General features: G+C 59.8%; 21 protein-coding genes and 1 tRNA gene. 12 read left to right on the forward strand and 10 right to left on the reverse strand.

All coding sequences use genetic code 11. The features are described from left to right. Window positions 1–111: 111 nt before the first annotated feature. On the reverse strand, window positions 112–660 hold the full coding sequence (locus HV823_RS20130) for an MgtC/SapB family protein (protein WP_176951539.1): 549 nt from the start codon (window positions 658–660) through the stop codon (window positions 112–114). A 151-nt stretch (window positions 661–811) separates the two neighbouring features. Here HV823_RS20130 and HV823_RS20135 point away from each other — a divergent pair. Further along, window positions 812–888 (forward strand) — tRNA-Pro (locus tag HV823_RS20135). A gap of 227 nt (window positions 889–1,115) precedes the next feature. Here the strand turns inward: HV823_RS20135 and HV823_RS20140 are convergent. Next, a complete protein-coding gene (locus tag HV823_RS20140) occupies window positions 1,116–1,313 on the reverse strand; it encodes a hypothetical protein (RefSeq protein WP_176951463.1) in 198 nt (65 codons plus the stop codon). Between HV823_RS20140 and HV823_RS20145 the strand changes: the two genes are divergently transcribed. Then, window positions 1,228–2,907, forward strand: a complete 1,680-nt coding sequence (locus tag HV823_RS20145) for a choice-of-anchor L domain-containing protein (RefSeq protein WP_176951540.1) — start codon at window positions 1,228–1,230, stop codon at window positions 2,905–2,907. The genes HV823_RS20140 and HV823_RS20145 overlap by 86 nt on opposite strands. Before the next feature lie 224 nt (window positions 2,908–3,131). Further along, window positions 3,132–3,353 (forward strand): cupredoxin domain-containing protein, encoded by a 222-nt coding sequence (locus HV823_RS20150; RefSeq protein WP_176951541.1) that lies wholly within the window; start codon window positions 3,132–3,134, stop codon window positions 3,351–3,353. A 237-nt stretch (window positions 3,354–3,590) separates the two neighbouring features. Here HV823_RS20150 and HV823_RS20155 read toward each other — a convergent pair whose 3' ends face one another. The 4 genes from HV823_RS20155 to HV823_RS20170 form a co-directional block, all read right to left on the reverse strand. After that, window positions 3,591–3,857 carry a hypothetical protein gene (locus HV823_RS20155; protein WP_176951542.1) on the reverse strand — a complete coding sequence of 89 codons (267 nt, stop codon included), beginning with the start codon at window positions 3,855–3,857 and terminating at the stop codon, window positions 3,591–3,593. A gap of 47 nt (window positions 3,858–3,904) precedes the next feature. Then, window positions 3,905–4,240, reverse strand: a complete 336-nt coding sequence (locus HV823_RS20160; protein ID WP_176951543.1) for a hypothetical protein — start codon at window positions 4,238–4,240, stop codon at window positions 3,905–3,907. A gap of 179 nt (window positions 4,241–4,419) precedes the next feature. Then, window positions 4,420–5,637, reverse strand: a complete 1,218-nt coding sequence (locus HV823_RS20165; RefSeq protein WP_176951544.1) for a DUF3095 domain-containing protein — start codon at window positions 5,635–5,637, stop codon at window positions 4,420–4,422. 130 nt (window positions 5,638–5,767) lie between these two features. Next, window positions 5,768–6,226, reverse strand: a complete 459-nt coding sequence (locus HV823_RS20170) for a YbaK/EbsC family protein (RefSeq protein WP_176951545.1) — start codon at window positions 6,224–6,226, stop codon at window positions 5,768–5,770. Between the two features lie 230 nt (window positions 6,227–6,456). Here HV823_RS20170 and HV823_RS20175 point away from each other — a divergent pair, with 230 nt between their 5' ends. The 5 genes from HV823_RS20175 (at window position 6,457) to HV823_RS20195 (ending at window position 10,234) form a co-directional block, all read left to right on the forward strand. Further along, on the forward strand, window positions 6,457–6,804 hold the full coding sequence (locus HV823_RS20175) for a hypothetical protein (RefSeq protein ID WP_176951546.1): 348 nt from the start codon (window positions 6,457–6,459) through the stop codon (window positions 6,802–6,804). Between the two features lie 103 nt (window positions 6,805–6,907). Further along, window positions 6,908–7,663, forward strand: a complete 756-nt coding sequence (locus HV823_RS20180; protein WP_176951547.1) for a class I SAM-dependent methyltransferase — start codon at window positions 6,908–6,910, stop codon at window positions 7,661–7,663. Window positions 7,664–7,803: 140 nt separating this feature from the next. Further along, window positions 7,804–8,130, forward strand: coding sequence for a sunset domain-containing protein (locus HV823_RS20185; protein WP_176951548.1), 327 nt, complete (start codon window positions 7,804–7,806; stop codon window positions 8,128–8,130). A gap of 442 nt (window positions 8,131–8,572) precedes the next feature. Further along, the gene (locus HV823_RS20190; RefSeq protein ID WP_176951549.1) at window positions 8,573–9,460 is read left to right on the forward strand and encodes a hypothetical protein; all 888 of its coding nucleotides are present in this window, start codon (window positions 8,573–8,575) and stop codon (window positions 9,458–9,460) included. 390 nt (window positions 9,461–9,850) lie between these two features. Further along, window positions 9,851–10,234, forward strand: a complete 384-nt coding sequence (locus tag HV823_RS20195; RefSeq protein WP_176951550.1) for a hypothetical protein — start codon at window positions 9,851–9,853, stop codon at window positions 10,232–10,234. 45 nt (window positions 10,235–10,279) lie between these two features. Here HV823_RS20195 and HV823_RS27375 read toward each other — a convergent pair whose 3' ends face one another. Next, window positions 10,280–10,555, reverse strand: a complete 276-nt coding sequence (locus HV823_RS27375; protein ID WP_176951551.1) for a helix-turn-helix transcriptional regulator — start codon at window positions 10,553–10,555, stop codon at window positions 10,280–10,282. A 177-nt stretch (window positions 10,556–10,732) separates the two neighbouring features. Between HV823_RS27375 and HV823_RS20205 the strand changes: the two genes are divergently transcribed. Both HV823_RS20205 and HV823_RS20210 read left to right on the forward strand, forming a co-directional pair. Beyond that, window positions 10,733–11,032, forward strand: a complete 300-nt coding sequence (locus tag HV823_RS20205; protein ID WP_176951552.1) for a DUF6634 family protein — start codon at window positions 10,733–10,735, stop codon at window positions 11,030–11,032. After that, complete coding sequence (locus HV823_RS20210; protein WP_176951553.1) at window positions 11,032–13,104, forward strand: AAA family ATPase; 2,073 nt, start codon at window positions 11,032–11,034, stop codon at window positions 13,102–13,104. The genes HV823_RS20205 and HV823_RS20210 overlap by 1 nt, the downstream gene beginning before the upstream one ends. A gap of 334 nt (window positions 13,105–13,438) precedes the next feature. Here the strand turns inward: HV823_RS20210 and HV823_RS20215 are convergent, their stop codons facing one another. The 3 genes from HV823_RS20215 to HV823_RS20225 form a co-directional block, all read right to left on the reverse strand. Beyond that, on the reverse strand, window positions 13,439–15,475 hold the full coding sequence (locus HV823_RS20215; RefSeq protein WP_176951554.1) for a hypothetical protein: 2,037 nt from the start codon (window positions 15,473–15,475) through the stop codon (window positions 13,439–13,441). Between the two features lie 88 nt (window positions 15,476–15,563). Further along, the gene (locus tag HV823_RS20220) at window positions 15,564–16,721 is read right to left on the reverse strand and encodes a Shedu immune nuclease family protein (protein ID WP_176951555.1); all 1,158 of its coding nucleotides are present in this window, start codon (window positions 16,719–16,721) and stop codon (window positions 15,564–15,566) included. A gap of 299 nt (window positions 16,722–17,020) precedes the next feature. Further along, complete coding sequence (locus tag HV823_RS20225) at window positions 17,021–17,710, reverse strand: Crp/Fnr family transcriptional regulator (protein WP_176951556.1); 690 nt, start codon at window positions 17,708–17,710, stop codon at window positions 17,021–17,023. A gap of 246 nt (window positions 17,711–17,956) precedes the next feature. Here HV823_RS20225 and HV823_RS20230 point away from each other — a divergent pair, with 246 nt between their 5' ends. Both HV823_RS20230 and HV823_RS20235 read left to right on the forward strand, forming a co-directional pair. Next, entirely contained in the window at window positions 17,957–18,982 is a 1,026-nt protein-coding gene (locus HV823_RS20230; protein WP_176951557.1) for a DUF1254 domain-containing protein, read from the forward strand. Next, window positions 18,979–20,346 carry a DUF1254 domain-containing protein gene (locus HV823_RS20235; protein WP_176951558.1) on the forward strand — a complete coding sequence of 456 codons (1,368 nt, stop codon included), beginning with the start codon at window positions 18,979–18,981 and terminating at the stop codon, window positions 20,344–20,346. Before HV823_RS20230 ends, HV823_RS20235 begins: the two co-directional genes overlap by 4 nt. Window positions 20,347–20,372: the final 26 nt, after the last annotated feature.

A 20,372-nucleotide genomic window follows, 5' to 3' on the forward strand; every position in this document is an offset into this window, starting at 1 on the left:
AGACGATATACGACCCGTTCTATTCGCAAATCAATAGTACAAAATGGCAGCAAATGGACATTTTAGCGACATCTAAAGCAAAATTCTACCATGTCGTTCAATCCGGGGCGACTAAACCTGCTGCCCCCGCCGCTCCCCGGCTTCCCCGGCAGTCGCGTTCGTCTCGTCCGTTTTCGGTTCGCTCTCGGCGCTGCCCTCACCCGCAGAAAGGCGCCCGAGCAGGTTGAGAACGATGAGGCATGCCGTTGCAGAAAACGCAGCGACGGCCCAGTAGCCTAGCCCCACCGACAGGCCCACCGCGCCGGAGAGCCACATGCTCGCCCCGGTGGTGAGGTTGCGGACCTTGCCGCCCGAGAAGATGATCATTCCGGCCGCCAGGAAGGCAACGCCGGAGGTAACCGCCTCCACCACGCGCAGCGGATCGATCCGCACGTCCGGCTCGCCCAGATGAGGAAGGTGGACCATCTCGATGGAAATGACGGCAAAGACCGCCGCGGCGAGGCTGACGAGGATATGGGTACGCAAGCCGGCCGGATGATTGCGGTATTCCCGCTCGAATCCGATCAGGGCACCCAGGATCACGGCGCCGAGAAGCCTGGCGACGATGACCATCAGGGGAAGCTCGGTCGGCATGAACATATCTTCGAGGACCTGCTGCATGGAGCAAGGAACGCACCGCCGGCGGCGAAGTTCCCTCCACTGCGCGCGGCCACGCCAGCGTCATCCTGTGGACGATTGCCGGCGTTGCATTTTTTTGCTTTTTTCCGCTTGTGGAAAGGAAATGCCTGTTCTATACGGACGCCGCTGGTCACGGAGTGTAGCGCAGCCTGGTAGCGCACCTCGTTCGGGACGAGGGGGTCGAGTGTTCGAATCACTCCACTCCGACCAGATTTTTGCTTTCCCGAAGCAGGCACAGCCAACCGTACCTTCCCGCTATTAAGTATCAACATGCTCGCTCTCGGCGCCGCAAATGCGCAATTGCCATGCGTCGCCTCATGGCTATGCGCCGGTATATAACGCCAGCCATTGAAACTTCTCCGCCTCGATCGGTTTTGTTGCTTGACACTCTAAACCCTGCATTGCAATTGTTCTTCGGGCTGCACTTAAGCAGTTTTTCACTTTAGGGGCAGGGTGAACATGTCAATTACTGCAAAAAGTTTTGATGAGCTTGAAGCATCTGGATTCGGCTCGTCATATGACGCAATAGCTGCGTCCCTTGTCGCCACGATGTTTGGCGGATCAAGCGGAATATCGAATGTTGTATTTGCAGGTTCAGGTGGCGCTGCGTTCTCCGTCGAGAATTTCTCGGTCAACGGCGCGTTTTCCAGTAAAGGCGGAATCCTGATTTCATCCGGCGGACTGCCCGGAGATTCCAATACTAGCGGCAGCCATACCGTGGCCAATGGCACGGATGGCGACGCCGACCTCACCGCGGTTGCGAAAGATGCCTTTCCCAATGCAGGATCGACGCGCGACGCCGTTACCCTTTCTTTCGACTACACCAACAACAATCCGTCCATCGACACGCTGCAATTCTCGTTCGTGTTCGGATCGGACGAATTCCCGGAGTGGTCGGATTCGTCATACGTCGACGTGGCGGCCGTCTTCGTCAACGGCAACAACGAAGCACTGTTCAACAATGCCGCCGACCAGCCGCTGAGCGTTACGGGCAAGAACCTCGACCTCGGCAACTTCATCGACAATACAGCCGGCGGCTACGACATCCAATGGGACGGGTTCAGCAAGGTCCTGACCGTGCGGGCCGCGATCAAGCAGGGCGTCAATCACATCAAGATCGGAATCGCCGACACCGGCGACAGCAGCTATGACTCCGGCCTCTACATAACCGGCGTCAAGCTCAGCGGTGACGGGGGAACGGGCGGCGGCACGCTTGTCGTCGTCGATGCACCCGACGGTGGCGGCACCGTTGAAGGCACGATTGCTCCGGAAGAGATCAATCTCGGCGCTGGAAAGTTCACCGTCAGCGGGACCGCATCCGACCTGAACGGCGACGTCCTGACCGGTTTCAACAAGGGCGACACGCTTGTTCTTCAGGATCAGAAGCTGTCGAAGAAGGACATCAAGGTCACCTACGGCTCGCTCATCCTGGATATCGACACCAACGGCGATGGCAAATCGGACACCAAGATTACCTTGGCCGGCGACTTCAAAGGCAAGAACGTCGATGTCAGCAATGTCGGCAAGAACAGCCAGATCGTGGTTGTCGACGGTGCCACCAACGGCAATGACAAGCTGAATGGCACGGCCGGCAAGGATACGCTGAAGGGCTTGGGCGGAAACGACGTCATCAAGGGGCTGGGCGGCAAGGACACGCTGTACGGCGGCAACGGCAAGGACAAGCTCTACGGCAACAGCGGCGACGACAGGCTCTACGGTGGCAGCGGCGACGACAAGCTTTACAGCGGCAGCGGCGACGACAAGCTCTACGGCGGCAGCGGCAATGACCGGCTTGAAGGCGGCGGGGGCAAGGACCTCCTCAGCGGCGGCACCGGCAAGGACAAACTCTACGGCGGCGGCGGCAACGACACACTCTATGGCGGCAAGGGGGCCGATGCGCTCTATGGCGGCAAGGGCAAGGACGTGTTCGTGTTCAAGGCGCTGTCGGACTCCACGGTGAAGAGTTCCGGCCGCGACAAGATTGTCGACTTCTCCGGCGAAGATCGCATCAACCTCAAGGCAATCGACGCAAACACGAAAATGTCGGGCAACCAGTCGTTCACCTTCATCAGCAATGAGAAGTTCCACGGCGAGGCCGGCGAGCTGCGCTATGGGAAAAAGGGCGGCGACACCTTCGTCTATGCAGACGTCAACGGCGACAAGAAGGCCGATTTTGCTTTGCAGATCGACAAGCTCGTCGATCTGGACAAGGGAGATTTCCTGCTCTGAGCGGGGCTCCGCAGCTTGAAATGATACAAGGGGGGGGGCGCGGTAACGCCTCCCCTTTTCGTTGTGACGCCTCACGCGGCAGGAGTCGTTCGCGGAATGTATATCCCCTTCCTGCCCGCACCTAGGTTGCCTTTCGCACCTGTATCTTCGGTGACATCGCAACCGTCCCGTGCCGTGCAATTTGTTCCCGTACATCGACGCAACCTGCATCAAGGGGACAAGACGTGAAGTTTGTGAAGTTCGTACGCGCCAAGGACGGCGCCGATGCCTATATCAATCCGGAGAAAGTGGCGATGGTGACGGTCGTCAACGGCGTGACCATGATACGGACCACGGCCGGCGGCGACTATGCCAGCGTGGGGGTCCAGGGCGACGTCGCCGTCGTGGCGATGCACCTGCAGATGGCCAACTCCCGCGAAAGGACGCTCGACAAGCTCGCGCAATAGGGATCCCGGCACAGTGCCGCGCTCATTGTCTTTTGGCCAATGAGGAATTTCCACATGCTGCGCGCGAAGATGGCGGTGCGGGAAGCTGGTGGCCCGCGCCGCCCGGCTCTCCGGTGCAGCGGCAAGCGATCGGGCTTGAGCCGCGGAACTGCAGATATGCCCGGGATTGCGAAGGCTGACGGTGGACGCTCGCCTGCCCTGACGGAGCGCGCGCCCACCGAAGAATTGTTGCACCGGCTACTGCTGCGCCAGCTTCTGCAGATCCTGGCGGGTGATTACGGTCGTTTTTCCATCCTCGCCGGACGTCCGGCGAAACCGGAAATCGGCAATCTCCGGCAGGTTGAGCGCCTGCCTGACCGTGATCAGGCCAAGCGGTACGCGTCCGCCGACGACAGCGGCCGATACTTCGATCAGTTGTTGCAAGTTTTCTTCCTCCCTGTTGTGCAGGCGGATATGCCCGAGTTTAGGGGCAAATTGATGGCGACGGGCAGACGTCTCGATCACATTGCTGCCCGCCGTGCAACTTTCGGACGGCGGATGCCAGAATGCGCCTACTCGCCAAAATCGGGAACATAGATGCATTGCGTGCGGCCGCGGGGGCTGAAATCGCCGAGCCCGGCGCAGCGGTGGAAGTGACCGTCCGGCGAATGCTTCACCGGCCAGCTGTTGTACTTGATGATCTCGCCGGTGGTTCGGATCAGCCAGCCTTCCTTCGTCGCCTTGATCTCGCCGTCGGGGACCGGCTTGCAATCGATGCCCGAGCAACACTCGATGTCATAGAAGGAATGAGCGAGCGCGGGCCGCGTGGCACCGGTCGCCAATAGCCCGGTCGCCGCAATCGATATGAAGAGCAGAGAACAAAGCCTGGAATTGCCTGCAATACGCATGCGCCGCCCTCCCCAACAAACGATAAACGCCTTCACACATATTAGAATGAGTGCAGAAAAGGGCGAGATCGGGCCGGCCGACCGATCGGGACGCGAATTATTCCCGCCAAGACCGGCTGCGGCGCAATATTCGACGTGGAAACAGACGCCGGCAGCAACTCCCCAGGGCGCGCGCCGTCTCAGCCGGCTGCCGCGGCGCCTGACGGAATGGCTTCCGCCGCCTTGAGCTTTGCAGCCGCTATCGCATAGCCGCCGGCGGCCCCGTCGATGAAATGGACGTGGTCGCGGCTCAGCGGCGTCGGCACGACGCAGGTCATCAGCGCCGAAGCCTGGCGGTGCAGGCCGTAGCGGCAGACGCCCGCAGCAGCGGCCTGTTCCAGCCGTGTCTCGATTTGCGAAAGCCGCGCCGGTTCGATGTCGAGCGTCATCTTCAGGCCGTCGTCGAACTTACGGAAGTCGGAGTTGGCGACGATGTCGCTCCTGTACCGCCGCGGATCGAACCGGCCGAGGGTGAGGCCGAACACGGTCAGCACCTGCATCAGAAGATACTGCAGCACGATAAAGGCCTTGTGGCGAAAGCGCCGCCCCCTCGGCACCGCTGCCCGCGCCTCGGCATCGAGGGAGACGGCGTTCAGCCCGAGATGCAAGCTTTCCACTTCGACGGGATGCCCCTCTCCCTGCTGCCGCGAGGCGATCGCCACGACATCCGCTATCAGGGCGCGGAACTCGTCTTCGCTCGCGCCGTCGACCGGAACCGCGATGATCGAGACGATTTCGCCATGCCGCGCCGCTATCGGGTTCCAGCGGCAGGAAAGGCCGACAAGGTTCGGCCGGATGCCGGGCGGCCCCAACGGGTTGGTCTCCAGCCCCTCCTTCATCCGCCGCTCCGCCCAGGCAGCCCCGCCGCCGGCAAACATGGCGTAGGACACCTGGTCGTTTATGGCGTAGCGGGCGACGAGCACGTCCTGCCCGGCCGCACGGATCGCCGATACCGGCACCACGGCACCGCGCATGTCGAAACCGAGTTCCTCCTGCGCCCAGCGCTGGACGGCGGAAAGCGCCTGCCGCGCGGTCCCGGCCTTCGACGGCGGCACGGCGACGAGTGCGCCATCGCCGCCGAAGACAAAGGGCAGGTCGTGCTGGCCGATGGCATTGAGCACGCCGGAGATAACGCTGGCGCCGGCCATGTTGACGGCCTTGTAGCGCCCGGACTCGATTGCAGCGGTGGAATCGACGATATCGGCGAGCACCAGCACCCAGCCATCGGGAAGCCGGTGATAGTTGCGCGTATCGGCGACGCCCTCGAAGTCCGGGAAGCCGGCAAGATCGCGAAAGAAGTCGTCGCCGTCGTCGTTGTGGGTGCCGTCGTCGTTGTGGGTGCCGTCGTCGTGGGTCATGGGGCGGAGTCTACCATATGTGCGTCGCGTTTTCGGCCTGGTCGCCCGCCGGGTGCGGCGCATGCGGCAGCCACGATCGGATCGCCGAAGGGGCCGTCGCCGGTCTTCCCGAAACGGCTACTGGAAACGGCTACTGGCAGACGTCGACCCAGGTGCCGCCGACGAGTTCCACCATGCGCTCGGTCGGGATGCGCACGGCGGCGTTGGTGGCACCGGCAGCCGGCACGATCTCCTCGAACGCCTTGAGCGAGACGTCGCAATAGACTGGGATTTCCGAGGGCAGGCCGAAGGGGCAGACGCCGCCGACCGGGTGGCTCGTCACTGCCACCACCTGCACGGCATCGAGCATGCGCGCCTTGCCGCCGAAGCGATCCTTGAATTTGCGGTTGTCCAGACGCGCCGTCCCGCTTGCCACGATCAGCATCGGCTCCTCGCCGACGCGCAGGCAGATGGTCTTGGCGATCTGCTCTGGCGCCACGCCGTGGGCGGCGGCGGCCAGCGTCACCGTGGCCGAGCTCTCCTCGGTCTGAAGGATTTCGATGTCGGGCGCGCGCGCCGCAAAGAAGGTACGGACGGATTCGAGACTCATGGCGGGTATCGTTACCGGCCCTTTCCGGCTTAGGCAAGCAAGCGCCTGCCTCCCGCACGTGCTGCGGCGTTCTTGAACGCGCCGGTTGAGTGAAAGTGTTGCAATTCGGCCAAACCCGCGGACGCGATACGCCTAACAACCGCCACCAGTCGAAGAAGCAATTCCCCTCGCTGCAACGCTGAGCTAGAGCACGAAGCCGGTTCGCCCGCACAACGCCCAAGGATTTGGTCATGAACTTCCGCTTCGCCCTTCTGGCAGGCCTCGCGCTTGCCGTCACCGGATGCACCTCCGTCGCCCCGACCGTGGCGACCACCCCGCTGGAAAGCCGCTGGATCGGCCGCACCGCCGGCGAGTTCTTCGCCGCCTACGGCCCGCCGGTGAACGACATCGCAGGTTCCGACGGCACGACGCTCTATACCTGGCGCGGCGGCTACATCAACCGGCGGGCATGCCAGGTGGAACTTGGCGTGAACGCCGACTACAAGATCCGCAAGATCCGCCCGGTCGTCGACCGCAAGGATCCGAACGGCGGCCCCTCGCACTGCGAGAAGGTGCTGGACGCAGCCCCCAAGGCCTGACGAATGCCAAGGCCGGAGCCCCGCTCCGGCCTTTTGCTTTCCACCCCGCGTTCCCGCTTAAGGCGACCCGCCAAGCCGGAGCCGGCCAGCAAGGAGAGATCCCATGCCCGCCTTCGACCGCCTCTTCGACGATGCCGCCTTCGCCGGCTTCTACGACCTCGACAACGGCTGGGGCGACGATCTCGACTATTGCGCGGGCCTCGCCCGGGACGCGACATCGGTGCTCGATCTCGGCTGCGGCACCGGCGCGCTGGCGGTCTCCCTCGGCGCAACCCACCGGGTGACGGGCGTGGATCCGGCCGCTGCCATGCTGGACATCGCCCGCGCCAAGCCCGGTGCGCAATCGGTCCGTTTCGTCGAGGGCGACGCGCGCACCATCCGGCTCGGCGAGACCTTCGATCTCGTTGTCATGACCGGCCACGCCTTCCAGGTGTTCCTCACCGAAGAAGACCAGCGCGCCGCCCTTCGCACGATCGCAGCGCACCTTGCCCCCGAAGGCCGGTTCGTCTTCGATACGCGCAACCCGGCCGCGCGCGAATGGCTGGAATGGGTGCCCGAGCCCTCGCTGCGCGTGCTCGACGATCCCCGTTTCGGCAAGGTGCGCGCCTGGAACGACATGACCCACGACGAAAGCACCGGCATCGTCGCCTACGAGACGCATTATGTTGCCAAGGCCGGCGGCAAGCATCTCTCCACCACCTCGAGGATCCTGTTCACGGACAAGGCGAAGATCGAGGCGATGCTTTTGGAATGCGGCCTGCGCGCCGAACGCTTCGCCGGCGACTGGCAGGGCGGCGAATGGACGGCCGATGCCAAAGAGATCATCCCGATCGGCACGCTGGCCGCGGCAGCGCCCTGACCGCGACCGCATCTCCATGACGGTTCGCGGTCATCTTTCGTTAAAATTTTAGAATATCATTTCATTCTGCAATAAGCGCCTTTCTTAAGCCGCCGGCAACGCCTGAAGCGCGATGATCGGGCGATGCTGGAGGGCGTATGATGCACCCGAAATTTGCCGAGCAAAGGCAGGGCGACCGGCGTCGCAACCTGCCGCTTGTGTCAGCCATTCCCGGCCTGATCCTCGTCGGGGCCGTTTTCGTCGCTTTCGACACGTTAAGCGACGCAGGTCTCGTCGCCGCCTTCCGGGCGGCGGTGCAGAACTGCCAGGTCAAGGGCAACATCGACCTCGCCGACGGCACGCGCACCTACTACCTGCCCGGCGAAGACCGCTACACCGCAATCCGCATCCACCCCGCCGAGGGCGAGCGCTGGTTCTGCAGCGAGGAGCAGGCGGCCGCCGCGGGGTGGCGGAAGGCGGGGCGGTAGTTACAGAATACCGGTACCAACTATAACCAATACCGCTGTGGCGACATCGGCTCAATGTCGCAGCGCACCCTGCTTGCCCCCAAGCCTGTAAGGCCACAACGCCCCCAGTAGGCATACTACACTAAGCAAGAGAGCCATGGCGTTCCACACACTCTGATCACTGAATCGGCTCGGCAGGCTCGTCCATAAACTGACCATGCCGGCAACGCTCGTAGCTATGTTGAGAAGCGTAAGGAATGTGTCCTCTTTGAGAAACTTCACTCGTAAAAATCTTGGGTACTTCGTAGCAGAAGAGCACTAATTCTCTCTCGAAGAGAGTTTTTAAATTATTGTCTTTATGCAATTCTTCGTTGTCGAGTTCTTGCGCGCAAACGTTAGTTTTGCTGGCGCGATTCTTGAATATTGAATTGCAGGTGTTCGTATCGATAACGACCGAGGCTTCATGAGTGGTTCAATCAAAACTGGCTTACATCACTGGTGGCCAAAAGGACTGTCTACCTTTTGGGTTGGGGACGACGACTGTGTCACCCGTATCACCCCGGAGGGAAAAGAGTTTAGATCCCCCCCGGCACAGTTTGGAGGCATCACTAACGGCCATGCAGTTAAGCTGGATGGCCCGTGGTCCTTCTCATTCGAGGCCAAGTTTGATGCGGTTGACTCTCGGCTCCCATATTTAGTTAATGACCTACTAAAATACGAAGCAAGGCGATCGTCTGCTGCGCAACCATTAGCGGAGCGCCTGCAAGCTCACCGCATTCCAAATCAATTCATGGAGGAGATGGGAAAAACCCTTGCATCGTTGATCGTTCGCAGCCCAAGCCATCGAAACAAGGTAGCAAAAACCACAGAATACTATCAGGGGAGGATGGGTTTTTCCGAGCCAAAGGCCGACAAAAACCTAATTAACATGAACCTTTCCAACAAAATGGAATTTATATCCAGAAATTTTAATGGCGGCAAATATGTCATTGCATTTTCTGACGAGGCGGAATTTATCTTCGGCGATGGCTTTTACACGAACATGTCTAATGAGCATGCCTTGGGACACCGGAAGACGGTTCTTCCGGCCACCCCCATCATGACCGTAATTTATACCCGCCCAACACAATATTTCACAGAACCACGATTAATGACAATTCGCCTTGAGAAGGAGGAAGTTTTGCGTTTTAATGAACTTATTCAGGTTTATTCAAAGGATCAGTTATTCTATCGAAGCCAGCGACCTAATCTTAATGACGCCTTTAAACGTGCTGAGTTTCTTGAATTTCGATACCATAATGTTCCTTGGCTGGATAAGTTCCTGGAAAGCGTCCATCGATGCCGACTGTAAGCTGGAACGGGACGGCAGTACGGCTCTCATAGGCAAGCGGCCCCGATGAGGCGAAATTATACACTGGAACGGCGTTCCGCTTTCAAAGCTTCAACATATTCCATCTAATTTACTTCATTGCAAAATAGAGAACTGGCTGGCCTTCTTGCAACACTATCGAACTCTTTGTGTTGCTCCGCCGCCTGAGTTCCTCTCTCTGATTAAGGAATTCGAAGAGATGAATGACAGATGGCCTAGTGGCGAAACTGAGCCCGATTCCTGAGCCGGATGACAATATACTTCCACCTCTGCGAAGGCAGGTGGTACTCCACCTTGGATGGAGACGCGCGCCGCGGAACTAGCTGGCCGCTGACGACGCCCAGAACCTCGATGCCGGGACGGGGATGGGGCTTGCTCGCATCCGTCACGGTCGTTGAACTGCCAGTCCGACTCCAAAAACGCGGCAGCGCCATCGGCGGACCCCCGCAGATGGTCAACGGCCGAGCCGAGCCTTGCGATTATGGCTGTGCGTCGGCACAAATGCGCCGGGCCAGTCGTCATCTCGACGAAATCGAAATGATCGGCACCAGTCGCCGCAATGGTAACGTGCACGACGTGTTGATGGGCCTGTTCGAACCGGAGACATCGCGCCGCTGGCATGATCCCTATCTTCGGGCCCCGCCGATGATCGCAACGCTCGTGAAGGTCACGATTTCGACGAACTCCCCCCATTTCCCTCCCGTGACGCGATTCCCTGCATATTGTGTGGGCGCTGCTTCAGTCGTGAGGCTTTGACCGTGGTCCGTGTAGCAGACGCCAGGGCGATCTCTCTTAGTAAGGTCACATGGAGCTTTTGGTTAACTCGTGCTGGCCAGCTTTGCTCGCCTGCGAGTTATCGATCAGCCCCCAGCCTAGCCCACTGGCTGGTCGAACGAACATGATACCGTGGTCCTCATAACAGGTCTGAAGCAAGATCGAGGCACGCGTCCGATCCAGCTCACCTGTCTCGAGGCGCTGAATCGTTCGCCGAGAGATTCCTGCCGCTTGGGCAGCTTCCACTTGTTTCAAGCCGAGCAACTCACGTGCGGCGCGGAGGACATTGGGCGGTGCGATCATTCTTGTCAGATTGCACGTGTCGGGAGGTGGAGCAATCTTTCATCACTTGAGATCGCCTCCTTGGACGGGAAATCCAAGGATTCAAAAAAATGAACGACGCCCAAGGCGCCGGTGATGACGCCCATTCACATCTGTGCTACAGCGCCCCCCGAACGCTAACCACGAGGGAATGGATCCTTGACCTTTCGATTCGACAGCCCGGCCACAGCCCGGCGATTGTTTGACGATCTCACACAGCTTGATGACGGCACATTGGATGTATCCGCTGTCCTTGCCGATGCCCCGACGCTGAGCGACCACAAACTTGTCCTCGGTTGGGCCCACGCTCTCAGCGGAGTGGTTCATGGCCATCCCCGTCTGCCCGACGGGAACAAGGTTGTCACGAGCCAACTCTTCTTCCTTGATCCGCAACTCGGGCTCGCGCTGACCATGAACCGCTGGTACCGGCTGGGTGGCTCCGGGCATGGGGGGCACTGATGAGAAGGAGAGACACCCGCGACCGCTTCCGCAGGCTGGTCAAGGATCCGTCCAGATACCTCGCCTACCGGGGGCTGCGCACAGCGTTGATAGTAGCCGGCCAACCGCGTTCGGTTTCCGGTGGGTTCGTGATCTTCGTGGTTCCTGCGGGATATCGCGCGCAGGACTATGAGCTCGCCGCCCATGACCTCATTGGCGCCGATCGCGAGGAGTGGGCGCCGCAAGCTGAGATACGCCTTGCCAATCCCCCCAAGAGGAAGAACAAGCCACACGAGGTCATAACGGTGTTCGGCCTTCACGGGCTGGCGGTCCTGATCGCCCGTAACGTCGATGAGGTTCCGAAGGACGTCCGCTTCGCTGCCTTGGCGCTAATGTTCGTGGAGCCTCCGTCCGCATCGCACATTCATGCTACGCGCCGTCTTTTCGGAAGGCCTCCGATTTCCGAAGAGCATGCTCTGTTGCTCGGCAGTAAATCGCAGAGCATCGTGGTTGCGGCAATTCACAAAAGGGATTTCGGAAATCGGGAGGTTGCCGTACTGGACGATCTGGAACGCCCGGACATAGCAGGCCCGAGCCTCTTCGAGCTGCCGGGATACGAAGAAGCGAAGATCTGGGCCGCAAGCCTTCGTTCGGACGTCGCGCGGTGGCGAGGAGACGCGTTACCGTGGCAGCAGGTCCGCAGCAGCGCGCTTCTCTCCGGCCCTCCGGGTACAGGCAAGACGTTCTTTGCATCCGCACTTGCGAAAGCATTGGGCATGAGGCTCATCAGCACGACCGTCGGAGAATGGCAGTCGGCGGGACATCTCGATGACACCCTGCAGGCGATGAAGAGCTGCTTCGAGGATGCGAACGATGGTAGAGGCGCTGTCCTCTTCATTGACGAAATCGACAGCATCGGCACGCGATCGGCCAAGTCGGATGGCGACAGCAACAATCGATACTGGCGGATCGTGCTGAACGATTTTCTGAGCCTTCTATCCAGTCTTGGCGAGGGCGTCATTGTGATTGGCGCCACGAACTATCCGGAGTGCATCGACCCGGCAGTCAAGCGTGCCGGTCGGCTGGAACAGCATTTCAAGCTGACGCTTCCGGACAAAGTCACACGAGCCGAGATCCTGAACTACCACGTGGATGGAAGTGTGCCCCTTGAATCCTTGGCGGAGATAACCGACGATCTGGACGGCAAGTCCGGTTCTGATTTGGAGCAGCTCGTGCGCGATGCACGAAGAAGCGCACGAGCCGAAGATCGAGAGCTGGAGCTCCGGGATCTGAGGGGCCAGCTTCCGGATAGGATTCGTTATACGCCGGAAGTGGTCCTCCGGCTCGCCGTCCATGAGGCCGGTCATGCGTTGCTCGCGCTCGCGACCGGGTACGCGACGAGTGCCACGATCGAGGTCAAGGACTCCTTTGACGCATCGGCTACGGCATACCTTGGCGGACTGACTTCCTACGAGCTGACGGAAGACCATCTCCCCACGGAGACGAGTCTCCGCAATCGCATCGCGGTGACCATGGCCGGCATGGCGGCAGAGGCAGTGGTGTTCGGTGATCGGTCAGCCGGATCAGGCGGCGTGATTGGCAGTGATGTCGAGCGGGCTTCATCGATAGCTCGGCGTATGGTCGGCAGCTACGGACTCGGCTCGAAGCCGGTCTTTGTCGCCCCGGTTGAGGAACTGGCCGAGAAAGGATTGCCTGAATGGCTCGAGAGGGAAGCGAATGAGATAGTCTGGGCGCAATATGATCGAGCCTTTGCAATGCTCGCCGAGGAGCCCGATCGCGTAGTCGCCCTGGCTACGGAGGCGGTCAACCATCGTTCCGTAAAGATCGAACGCGGGGGACCCCGCGACAGCGCACTACCGATATGGGAGCTTGGCATGCCACAAGATGGAAAGAACGATGCAAGCAAAGCCGGCGACATTGGGCCGATCGGGGAGAGAAGAGACGTCAACGAAGCGTTTGGCGAGGCGTTGTCAAAGGAGGGATTCAAGCCGGCCAAAGTCGGACGCAAGATCGTGTCCCAGGGGAAACGCCGAGAAACACTGAAGAAGTGGAATACTAAGAAGCCGGACTAGCTTCGGAGCGCTGTTGCGAATCCATTGCCGGTCCGAAGGATTCGTGCAGTAAGGCTAGTCCAATGTCAGTCAGATGGGTGCCGGTTTGCGGAGGCTGGGCCGATTTTCCGACCAAGAAGGCAACGAATACCTCCCCCGGTCGGCATGAGCCCGTCGGCATCCCATCACAGTTTAGCACTCGATATCGTTGAAAACCCGCCAAGCGGCATCGCGCACCCCGCACGGAGCGCTGGCCGATTTGGGGCCGTTTCCAGACCGGCAGGTTTCGGGCTGAGGGGCTGGTGAAGCAGACGTTCACCGCCAACTCTCCGCCAATCCGCCAGGGTGATGACGCTCAAGTCTGTAAGATGCTCGGGTCTCGGTAGAACGGCACTCGGATCCAGCATTCTCGACCGGCGTATCTCCACACATCGTAAAAAAGACCGTCTGGCCCGAACTCGAGCATGCAACCCTCCGTGCGAGAAGGATTGAGAATCTCCAGCACCTCTGAACCCAGATCCTGCCCGGCCAAAGCTCTGCTTCCGACGTGGAAGCCGATGTGAGGCGCCATGATGTAGGGTTCATCCATAGTGCCCGAACCCGTATAATCCCGGCCCGCAACGAGCGCGCAGCCATCCCAGCCCCACGACCAGCGCGAACTGCCCACGACAGAAGCGACCGGACCAAGCTCGGCACCATGTCGCAGTCGTATTGTCTGCGCGACACTGGCCGCTGCTGTCCGGATTTCCTCGGCGATCAGCTTACCCAATATAAGCAGGCCCTGTGCCCGAGCCCCCCCGACGATATGATCCAGATCATTCGCAATTGGACCGTTTCGATAAGTGCGCCCGTGCATCACTGCCGAACCAAAATCATACTGCTTTACCCAGAAATCGTCGTCGGAAAACGCTCTGCTCACCACGGTGGAAAGAGATATCCGAGCGCGGGGTCGGCCGGTGACCGGATCGAGCGACCAAGATCGTGCCACGCCGCTCGTTGTTGCACCCGTCGTTAGAAACTCGGCTAAGGCGCGGGCCAATCGGTCCGCAACTTGGGACAAGTGCGGTCCGGCCGCGACATCGAGCGTCATGGTGTCCATGGTCTCGGACAAGACCTTCGGAAGCCACAGCATGACTGCGTGATTTTCGATCGTGCCGCGCGCAGCCAGCCAGATCCCGATCGGGTTACCCCTGACGAGCTGTCTCACAACCTGGGTTCGGAACGCACGCTGCTTCAGGTCGGCGGCAGCGATCGCAAGTTCAAGGGATGCGAGGTTGAAGGCCAGCCAGCCGCTTTCGTCGGACCGTTCCGGCGTGCCCGCCGGAAACCGATCATTGAGTGCTTGCTCCGATCGCCGAGCCGCTGCCATCGATAGAACATCTGTGGAATTGGCACCCGCCCAGATGCGGAAACCTTGGACTCCGCTCTTCATATCCGGCTCACGCGGCAAGCCGGAAAGAAGCTCGGCGAGCATGGGATCGGACAGATCATTCACAAGAGATTCGTGCCGAAGGCGATCGATCAATTCTTTCGTCTCAATCGGGTTCACGGGGGATATGGCGTCGAGCGCACGCATCGCGTCCGCTAGGCCGCGATGTTCGAACTGGTCCAATAAATCGCCGCTGCCTAATGTGCCTCCTGAGAAGGGCGCAGCCGGCGGCGCAACGTGTGCATGCCGAAGTGCGTAGAAGCTCTCATATATGGCAGCCGTCGCCTCAAGAACCGCGCGCGCTGCTTCCTGCCCCTCCGGATAGATAGCGGCGATGTGACTGCCATAGTTGGGGTGGACAAAGGTATTGAGGGCGCGCTTGGCCCTCAGCGCCCGATCGCTGAGCAAGTCGACGGGCGCCTTGGGAAAGTCGGTGCCAGCGAGGATGCTCTCGCGGGTAAATTCGCCCATCAACACCCAAGTCGCCAGCATGAAATGCTTGATGCGGACGGAGTCCGCCTCTTCAGCGGACACCGCTAGGGCGCGCACTTTATTCTGATCAAGATCGAGCGCGTGCAGCCAACTGAGCTCTTCGAGCATCGTGCGGAGCACCGATGCTGTGAACAGAAGATCTCTCGTCTGCATCGCATCCTGCAGGGCCGCCTCCAAAAGCAGCCAACGCTTCCACCCGCACACCGATGCGTAGGTCTTGGCGTTCGTCCAAATCACTTCTGCGATCGTCGAGCGGTCATCGATATTGGTCGGCGGCGTCCCATTCGCCCAGTTCCGGCTGGCGAGCGCGACCGGCCGTATCACCTCTGTGGCGGCTCGGCCGCCATTCCGTGCCGGGACTGACTGAAGACGCAGCCTGAAGTATCCGGATATCTCCCGGGCGAGTTTGTCCGTACCGGATTCCGAAAGCCAAGCGGGCATCCATTGCGGGAATAGGTTGCTATCGATCATTGTCGTAGTCTTCTTCACAGGTTCTCCGCGCTTTCGGTATCGGGCAATGCGCGGCTTGGCGCGAAATGGGGCGGAGCGTCATCTGGTATCAGTCTCTAGTAATAAATTTCCCACGGTCGAGAAGCTCGTCGAAGGTTACGATATCCAGGTTACGGGTGTCCCGCCGGAATAGCTCGAACGTGTCGCGCCGCACCTCGGCGTCGCGGGTGCTCCCATCACCTTCAATGTCGCGACGGCGCCCCATGACCAGGATCGCTTTCGGATCGCGGGTTCTGGCGGTGAGGCGACGGTCGCCGGACTTGTCATAGTTCTGTCCAGTGTGAGCCTGCACGAGCCATTCAGCTTTCTGTTCGAGTACCTGTGAAACTGCATCCATGAACTCGTTGCTGAACCTCCAAGTGCCAGCGCGACCGGAGCGACGCTGTTGAAAGATCGGAGTGTCGGGACGCTTGATCTCGACGAGGACGGAGTAGTCGGTGAAGTTCATGAGGTAGTCGACGGTGGGTCTGTCGCGATCGTCCGTTCCGCCTGCGCCGACCACCATCTCGCGGTCGAAGGGGCGCATTATCCGGTAATCGAGCCCGTAGCCAAACACCCAACTTTGCCGCTCGAAGAAGCTCTGCCAGTCGGACTCAGTCCATCGGTCGGCACCGAGTTGGCGTTCGAACTCCTCGATTCCTTGCCGACGTCCGAGCAGAAGATTGATTTCGGCCTGGCTGAGGTCCGCCTGTATGCCCCGAAGGAGGTGTTCCCGCTCCTTGTGATCCAGGCCTTTGATCCGGGCAAGAAGCGCCTCATCCGCAGCGTCGGTGATAATCTTCGATCCGTGGCCGACGGAGATATCGCGGATGTCGAAGCGCCCCTCGTTCGACCGATCGATGAAGTGGATGCTTTCCAAAAATGAAACGAGCCGTGCGAATTCGCCCGCTCTGAAGGTGAAGGAATGCTCTTCGTATCCGCGATACCAGTCGCCAGCACGGTTTTGGAACGTCTGCAACGTGACGCGCCGTGTGCCGCCATCGTCCTGACTGACAAGAGCCGTCACCTGCGTCTTTCGCTTCTCCCCTGTAAGGCGCAGACATAACGCGCCTTCGATCTCCCCAAGCAGGACCTGATCGGTTCCTTCGAGAACCCAGCGGACGTTGCGACGTCGTTCGGGGTTGATCGATCCATGCGTAAAAACGGAAGTCAGGTAGGTTCTGCCCTCCTTCCGGAACTCGAAGAATTTCACGTCATCGTCGTTCATATCAGACATCCGGAGCGCAAGAGACGGCGCGAACTAGATCATGCCGGTCGCTTCTCTACAACCTGCAGGACGCTTCGCCGCTTTGCCCGACACAAGGATGCCGGTCACCACCACGTGCCGAAGATCGTCCGGGATTCGGTTGGCAGCCGCCCGGTAAGAAGCAAGAGCCCCCCTTGTCCGGAACGGGGCCGGAAGCGGACTGTCAGCGATCAGCCGCATGAACATTGAAAACGGTCATTCGACTTCCTATCCAATCTTTACAGCCTCCGCGCGAACCAGCGTCCAGATATTCCTGGCCCTTACTCAGTTCCGTCGCCTTCGGCGAACTGTCCGAGCGCTTGGGGATTGATGACGGTGACAGAACGATAATTATAGGTCACCCAACCTGCCACAGCAAAACGTCGCATGGCCATGTTCACCTGCTGCCGCGAAGCATTCGCCATGATTCCAAGCGCGCTTTGAGACAATGGGATAGGCAAGTCGCCAAGCCACCCCGCCCGTTGAAGCACCGACGCTATTCGTCGTCCCACGCTGCGCTTTTGCAGGTCGTGAACGATCCGGATAAGCGCGTCGACAGTAAATACGGTATTCAGTCCCACCGCACGCAATACTGAAGGATCACGTGCCTCCATTTGCTGCAGGGCATCGAGTGGCACATGCATCATCCAGGCGTCCCCCAGGGCTTTCAGTTCGATCCTGCGCGGCTGACCGGTTAAAAAGGGACCTTCTCCAGTCCATGCGCCCGGAACGCCGAGATGGATCAGACGGGGCGTTGCGTCAGGCGGTGCAGAATTGATGGTAAGGGAGCCGGCAACAAGCCCATACATTCCGCCACTCGGATCGCCATAGCGGTAAATGATCTGATCAGGCCCGAACCGCTGCAACCGTGCATGACGTAGTAGATCAGACGGGAACGGCTCCGCGATACTCGCGAGCCAGGGCCCTGCACGCATGACCTTTTCCGCCTTCTCTCGCGTTAAATCCAGCATGTCAAAATCCGAATAGCGTGTGTTTGCTAACGCGAGTATAGGTTTTAAAAGCTAAAGGCGGAGAATCCAGATTGACGATATCCCAATCTAAAATTTTGTAGATTGTACGGTTTCGGACAATTTCACACAGCCGAGTATGCAAGGTCGTCACCATTGTTGATGACTGCAATAGTGGCTTCACTAGTGTTGTGCGTGTCCAGGAAGGCTTGGCCGGCGGCGCTGTGTAGTGAACTTTGGAGGACTTCCATGCTTCTTGCCAGATTGAGTGTGTCGGCGATCGCCATCGCGGCGTTGGTCGCTACACATCCCGCTGCTGCCGAACCGGTACAGGTCGACAGCGACAATTTCATCCGCGCGGAGAGCGATCTGTATTTTTCAGCCGTGGCTGCCCGCGGACGCTTCGGCAAATTTGGCCATGATCGCGAGATGACGCCGCTGGACAAGCAGGCCATCATCCGCATGAACCGCGACACACTTTATTCCTCGGCCGTGTTCGATCTCGATGCCGGTCCGGTGACGATCACGCTGCCCGATACCGGTGGGCGCTTTATGTCGATGCAGGTCTTCGATCAGGATCATTATACGCACGGCGTCCACTATAAGCCCGGCACCTATACCTTCTCCCGTGAGGAGATCGGAACGCGCTATGTCTTTCCGGGCATCCGCATCCTGGTGAATCCTGAGGACCCCAAGGACATGAAGACGGTGCAGGAACTGCAGGACAAGATAACGGCAGAACAGCCTGGCGGCCCCGGCAAGTTCGAGATTCCCGACTGGGATAGCGCCAGCCGCGACAAGACCCGTGCAATCATTCTGCAGCTAGGCGAGCCGCTACCGGATACGCGTGGGATGTTCGGTGCGAAGGATCAGGTCGATCCGGTTCGCCATTTCATCGGCTCGGCTTTGGCTTGGGGCGGCAACCCTGAAGAGGATGCCCTGTATCTGAACCGCACGGTGGCCAAGAACGACGGCAAGACCGTCTATGGCGTCAAGGTCGCGGACGTGCCGGTCAAGGGCTTCTGGTCAATCAGCATCTACAACGCCAAGGGATTTTACGAGCCGAACGCGTTGAATGCCTACACGATCAACAATCTCACCGCTGCCAAGGACGCCGACGGCGGTGTGACTGTCCAGTTCGGCGGCTGCGACGGCAAGACTGCCAACTGCTTGCCGACGCCGGAGGGATGGAACTACATGGTTCGCCTTTACAGACCCGAGGCGAACATTCTCGATGGACGCTGGAAGTTTCCTGTCGCGGAGGAATTGAAATGAAGCGACGGAGCTTTCTTGCAGGCACCGTTGCACTGATGGCGGTCCCTTCCATTCCGTCCTTCGCACAGGACGCTGTTAAAGCTTCGGCGCGCGAGGCGTACATCTACACCTATCCGCTAGTGAAGAACTATCTCACCATGTATCAATATGCCCTGGAGCCGGGCGGCAACCAATACAAGGGGCCGCTCAACACGCTGGCCAGTATCGCCAGGGTCTATACGCCCAAGGACACGGCCATCATCACGCCGAACTCGGATACGCCCTATTCCTTCATCGTCTTCGATCTGAGGGCGGAACCCGTCGTCGTGACGATGCCGCCGATCGAGAAGGACCGCTATTACTCGCTGCAGCTCATCGACCTTTACACCAACAACGTCGACTACCCGGGCACACGGGTCGACGGCAATGACGGTGGCGATTTTCTGATCACCGGCCCAGGCTGGAAGGGTGATGTACCGAAGGGCATCAAGCGCGTCATCGAGATGCCGACCACGCTCGCCATCGGCATCATCAGGACGCAACTCTTTTCACCCTCTGACCTGGACAAGGTGAAGACGATTCAGTCGGGCTACAAGGCCGCGCTGTTGTCGGCCTATGCCCGCACGCCGGTTCCTGATGCCCCTCCATCGATCGACTGGCTCCCGATCTCCGATGAAAAGATGGTTTCCGATTATTGGTCGCTCGCTGCCTTCCTGCTTCAGTTCGCTCCCCCCTATCCGGGCGACGAGGCGCAACGGGAAAACCTCGCCAAGCTCGGTATCTACCAGGGAGAGACGTGGCCGGGTGCAGATACGCCTCCCGACACGGTCGCCGTGATGAATGGGATGGCGATCTCAACGGAAAAGGAGATTCGCGACGAAGCGGGCCGGCTGACGGATTCGTCCAAACTCTTCGGCACGCCCGAGTTCATGAAGGGGCGCTACATGGTTCGCGCCGCGGCCGCGCAAGGAGGGATTTACGGCAACTCCGTGCAGGAGGCGCTCTACGTCATCTACGCCTTCGATGCAAAGAAGGCACCGCTTGACGGTGTGACAGGAAAGTACAGGTTGACCTTTACGCTGGAAACACTGCCGCCGGTCGATGCCTTCTGGTCGCTGACCATGTATGACCGACCAAAACAATTCCTCGTCGACAACTCCATTGATCGCTACCTGATCAACTCGCCGATGCTCTCTGGGCTCGAGAAAAACGACAAGGGAGAGATCGTTCTCTACCTGCAGCACGAAAGCCCGGGTTCGGAGCTGGAATCAAACTGGCTTCCAGCCCCCAGCGATGGCTTCTATGCCGTCATGAGACTCTACCTGCCCAAGGCGGAAGCGCTTGACGGACGCTGGACACCGCCGCAAATCGAAATCGCGCTCTAGCCAACCTTGGCGGTTGGTCGTAAGCG

The organism is Mycoplana rhizolycopersici (assembly GCF_013378445.1).
Taxonomy (GTDB): Bacteria; Pseudomonadota; Alphaproteobacteria; order Rhizobiales; family Rhizobiaceae; genus Mycoplana; species Mycoplana rhizolycopersici.

Bases quoted from the DNA above. Each gene is read 5' to 3' on its own strand.
- HV823_RS20130 (WP_176951539.1), bottom strand. From the start codon at position 660: ATGCAGCAGGTCCTCGAAGATATGTTCATGCCGACCGAGCTTCCCCTG.
- HV823_RS20145 (WP_176951540.1), top strand. From the start codon at position 1,228: ATGTTTGGCGGATCAAGCGGAATATCGAATGTTGTATTTGCAGGTTCA.
- HV823_RS20160 (WP_176951543.1), bottom strand. From the start codon at position 4,240: ATGCGTATTGCAGGCAATTCCAGGCTTTGTTCTCTGCTCTTCATATCG.
- HV823_RS20165 (WP_176951544.1), bottom strand. From the start codon at position 5,637: ATGACCCACGACGACGGCACCCACAACGACGACGGCACCCACAACGAC.
- HV823_RS20170 (WP_176951545.1), bottom strand. From the start codon at position 6,226: ATGAGTCTCGAATCCGTCCGTACCTTCTTTGCGGCGCGCGCGCCCGAC.
- HV823_RS20175 (WP_176951546.1), top strand. From the start codon at position 6,457: ATGAACTTCCGCTTCGCCCTTCTGGCAGGCCTCGCGCTTGCCGTCACC.
- HV823_RS20180 (WP_176951547.1), top strand. From the start codon at position 6,908: ATGCCCGCCTTCGACCGCCTCTTCGACGATGCCGCCTTCGCCGGCTTC.
- HV823_RS20185 (WP_176951548.1), top strand. From the start codon at position 7,804: ATGCACCCGAAATTTGCCGAGCAAAGGCAGGGCGACCGGCGTCGCAAC.
- HV823_RS20190 (WP_176951549.1), top strand. From the start codon at position 8,573: ATGAGTGGTTCAATCAAAACTGGCTTACATCACTGGTGGCCAAAAGGA.
- HV823_RS27375 (WP_176951551.1), bottom strand. From the start codon at position 10,555: ATGATCGCACCGCCCAATGTCCTCCGCGCCGCACGTGAGTTGCTCGGC.
- HV823_RS20210 (WP_176951553.1), top strand. From the start codon at position 11,032: ATGAGAAGGAGAGACACCCGCGACCGCTTCCGCAGGCTGGTCAAGGAT.
- HV823_RS20215 (WP_176951554.1), bottom strand. From the start codon at position 15,475: ATGATCGATAGCAACCTATTCCCGCAATGGATGCCCGCTTGGCTTTCG.
- HV823_RS20220 (WP_176951555.1), bottom strand. From the start codon at position 16,721: ATGAACGACGATGACGTGAAATTCTTCGAGTTCCGGAAGGAGGGCAGA.
- HV823_RS20225 (WP_176951556.1), bottom strand. From the start codon at position 17,710: ATGCTGGATTTAACGCGAGAGAAGGCGGAAAAGGTCATGCGTGCAGGG.
- HV823_RS20230 (WP_176951557.1), top strand. From the start codon at position 17,957: ATGCTTCTTGCCAGATTGAGTGTGTCGGCGATCGCCATCGCGGCGTTG.
- HV823_RS20235 (WP_176951558.1), top strand. From the start codon at position 18,979: ATGAAGCGACGGAGCTTTCTTGCAGGCACCGTTGCACTGATGGCGGTC.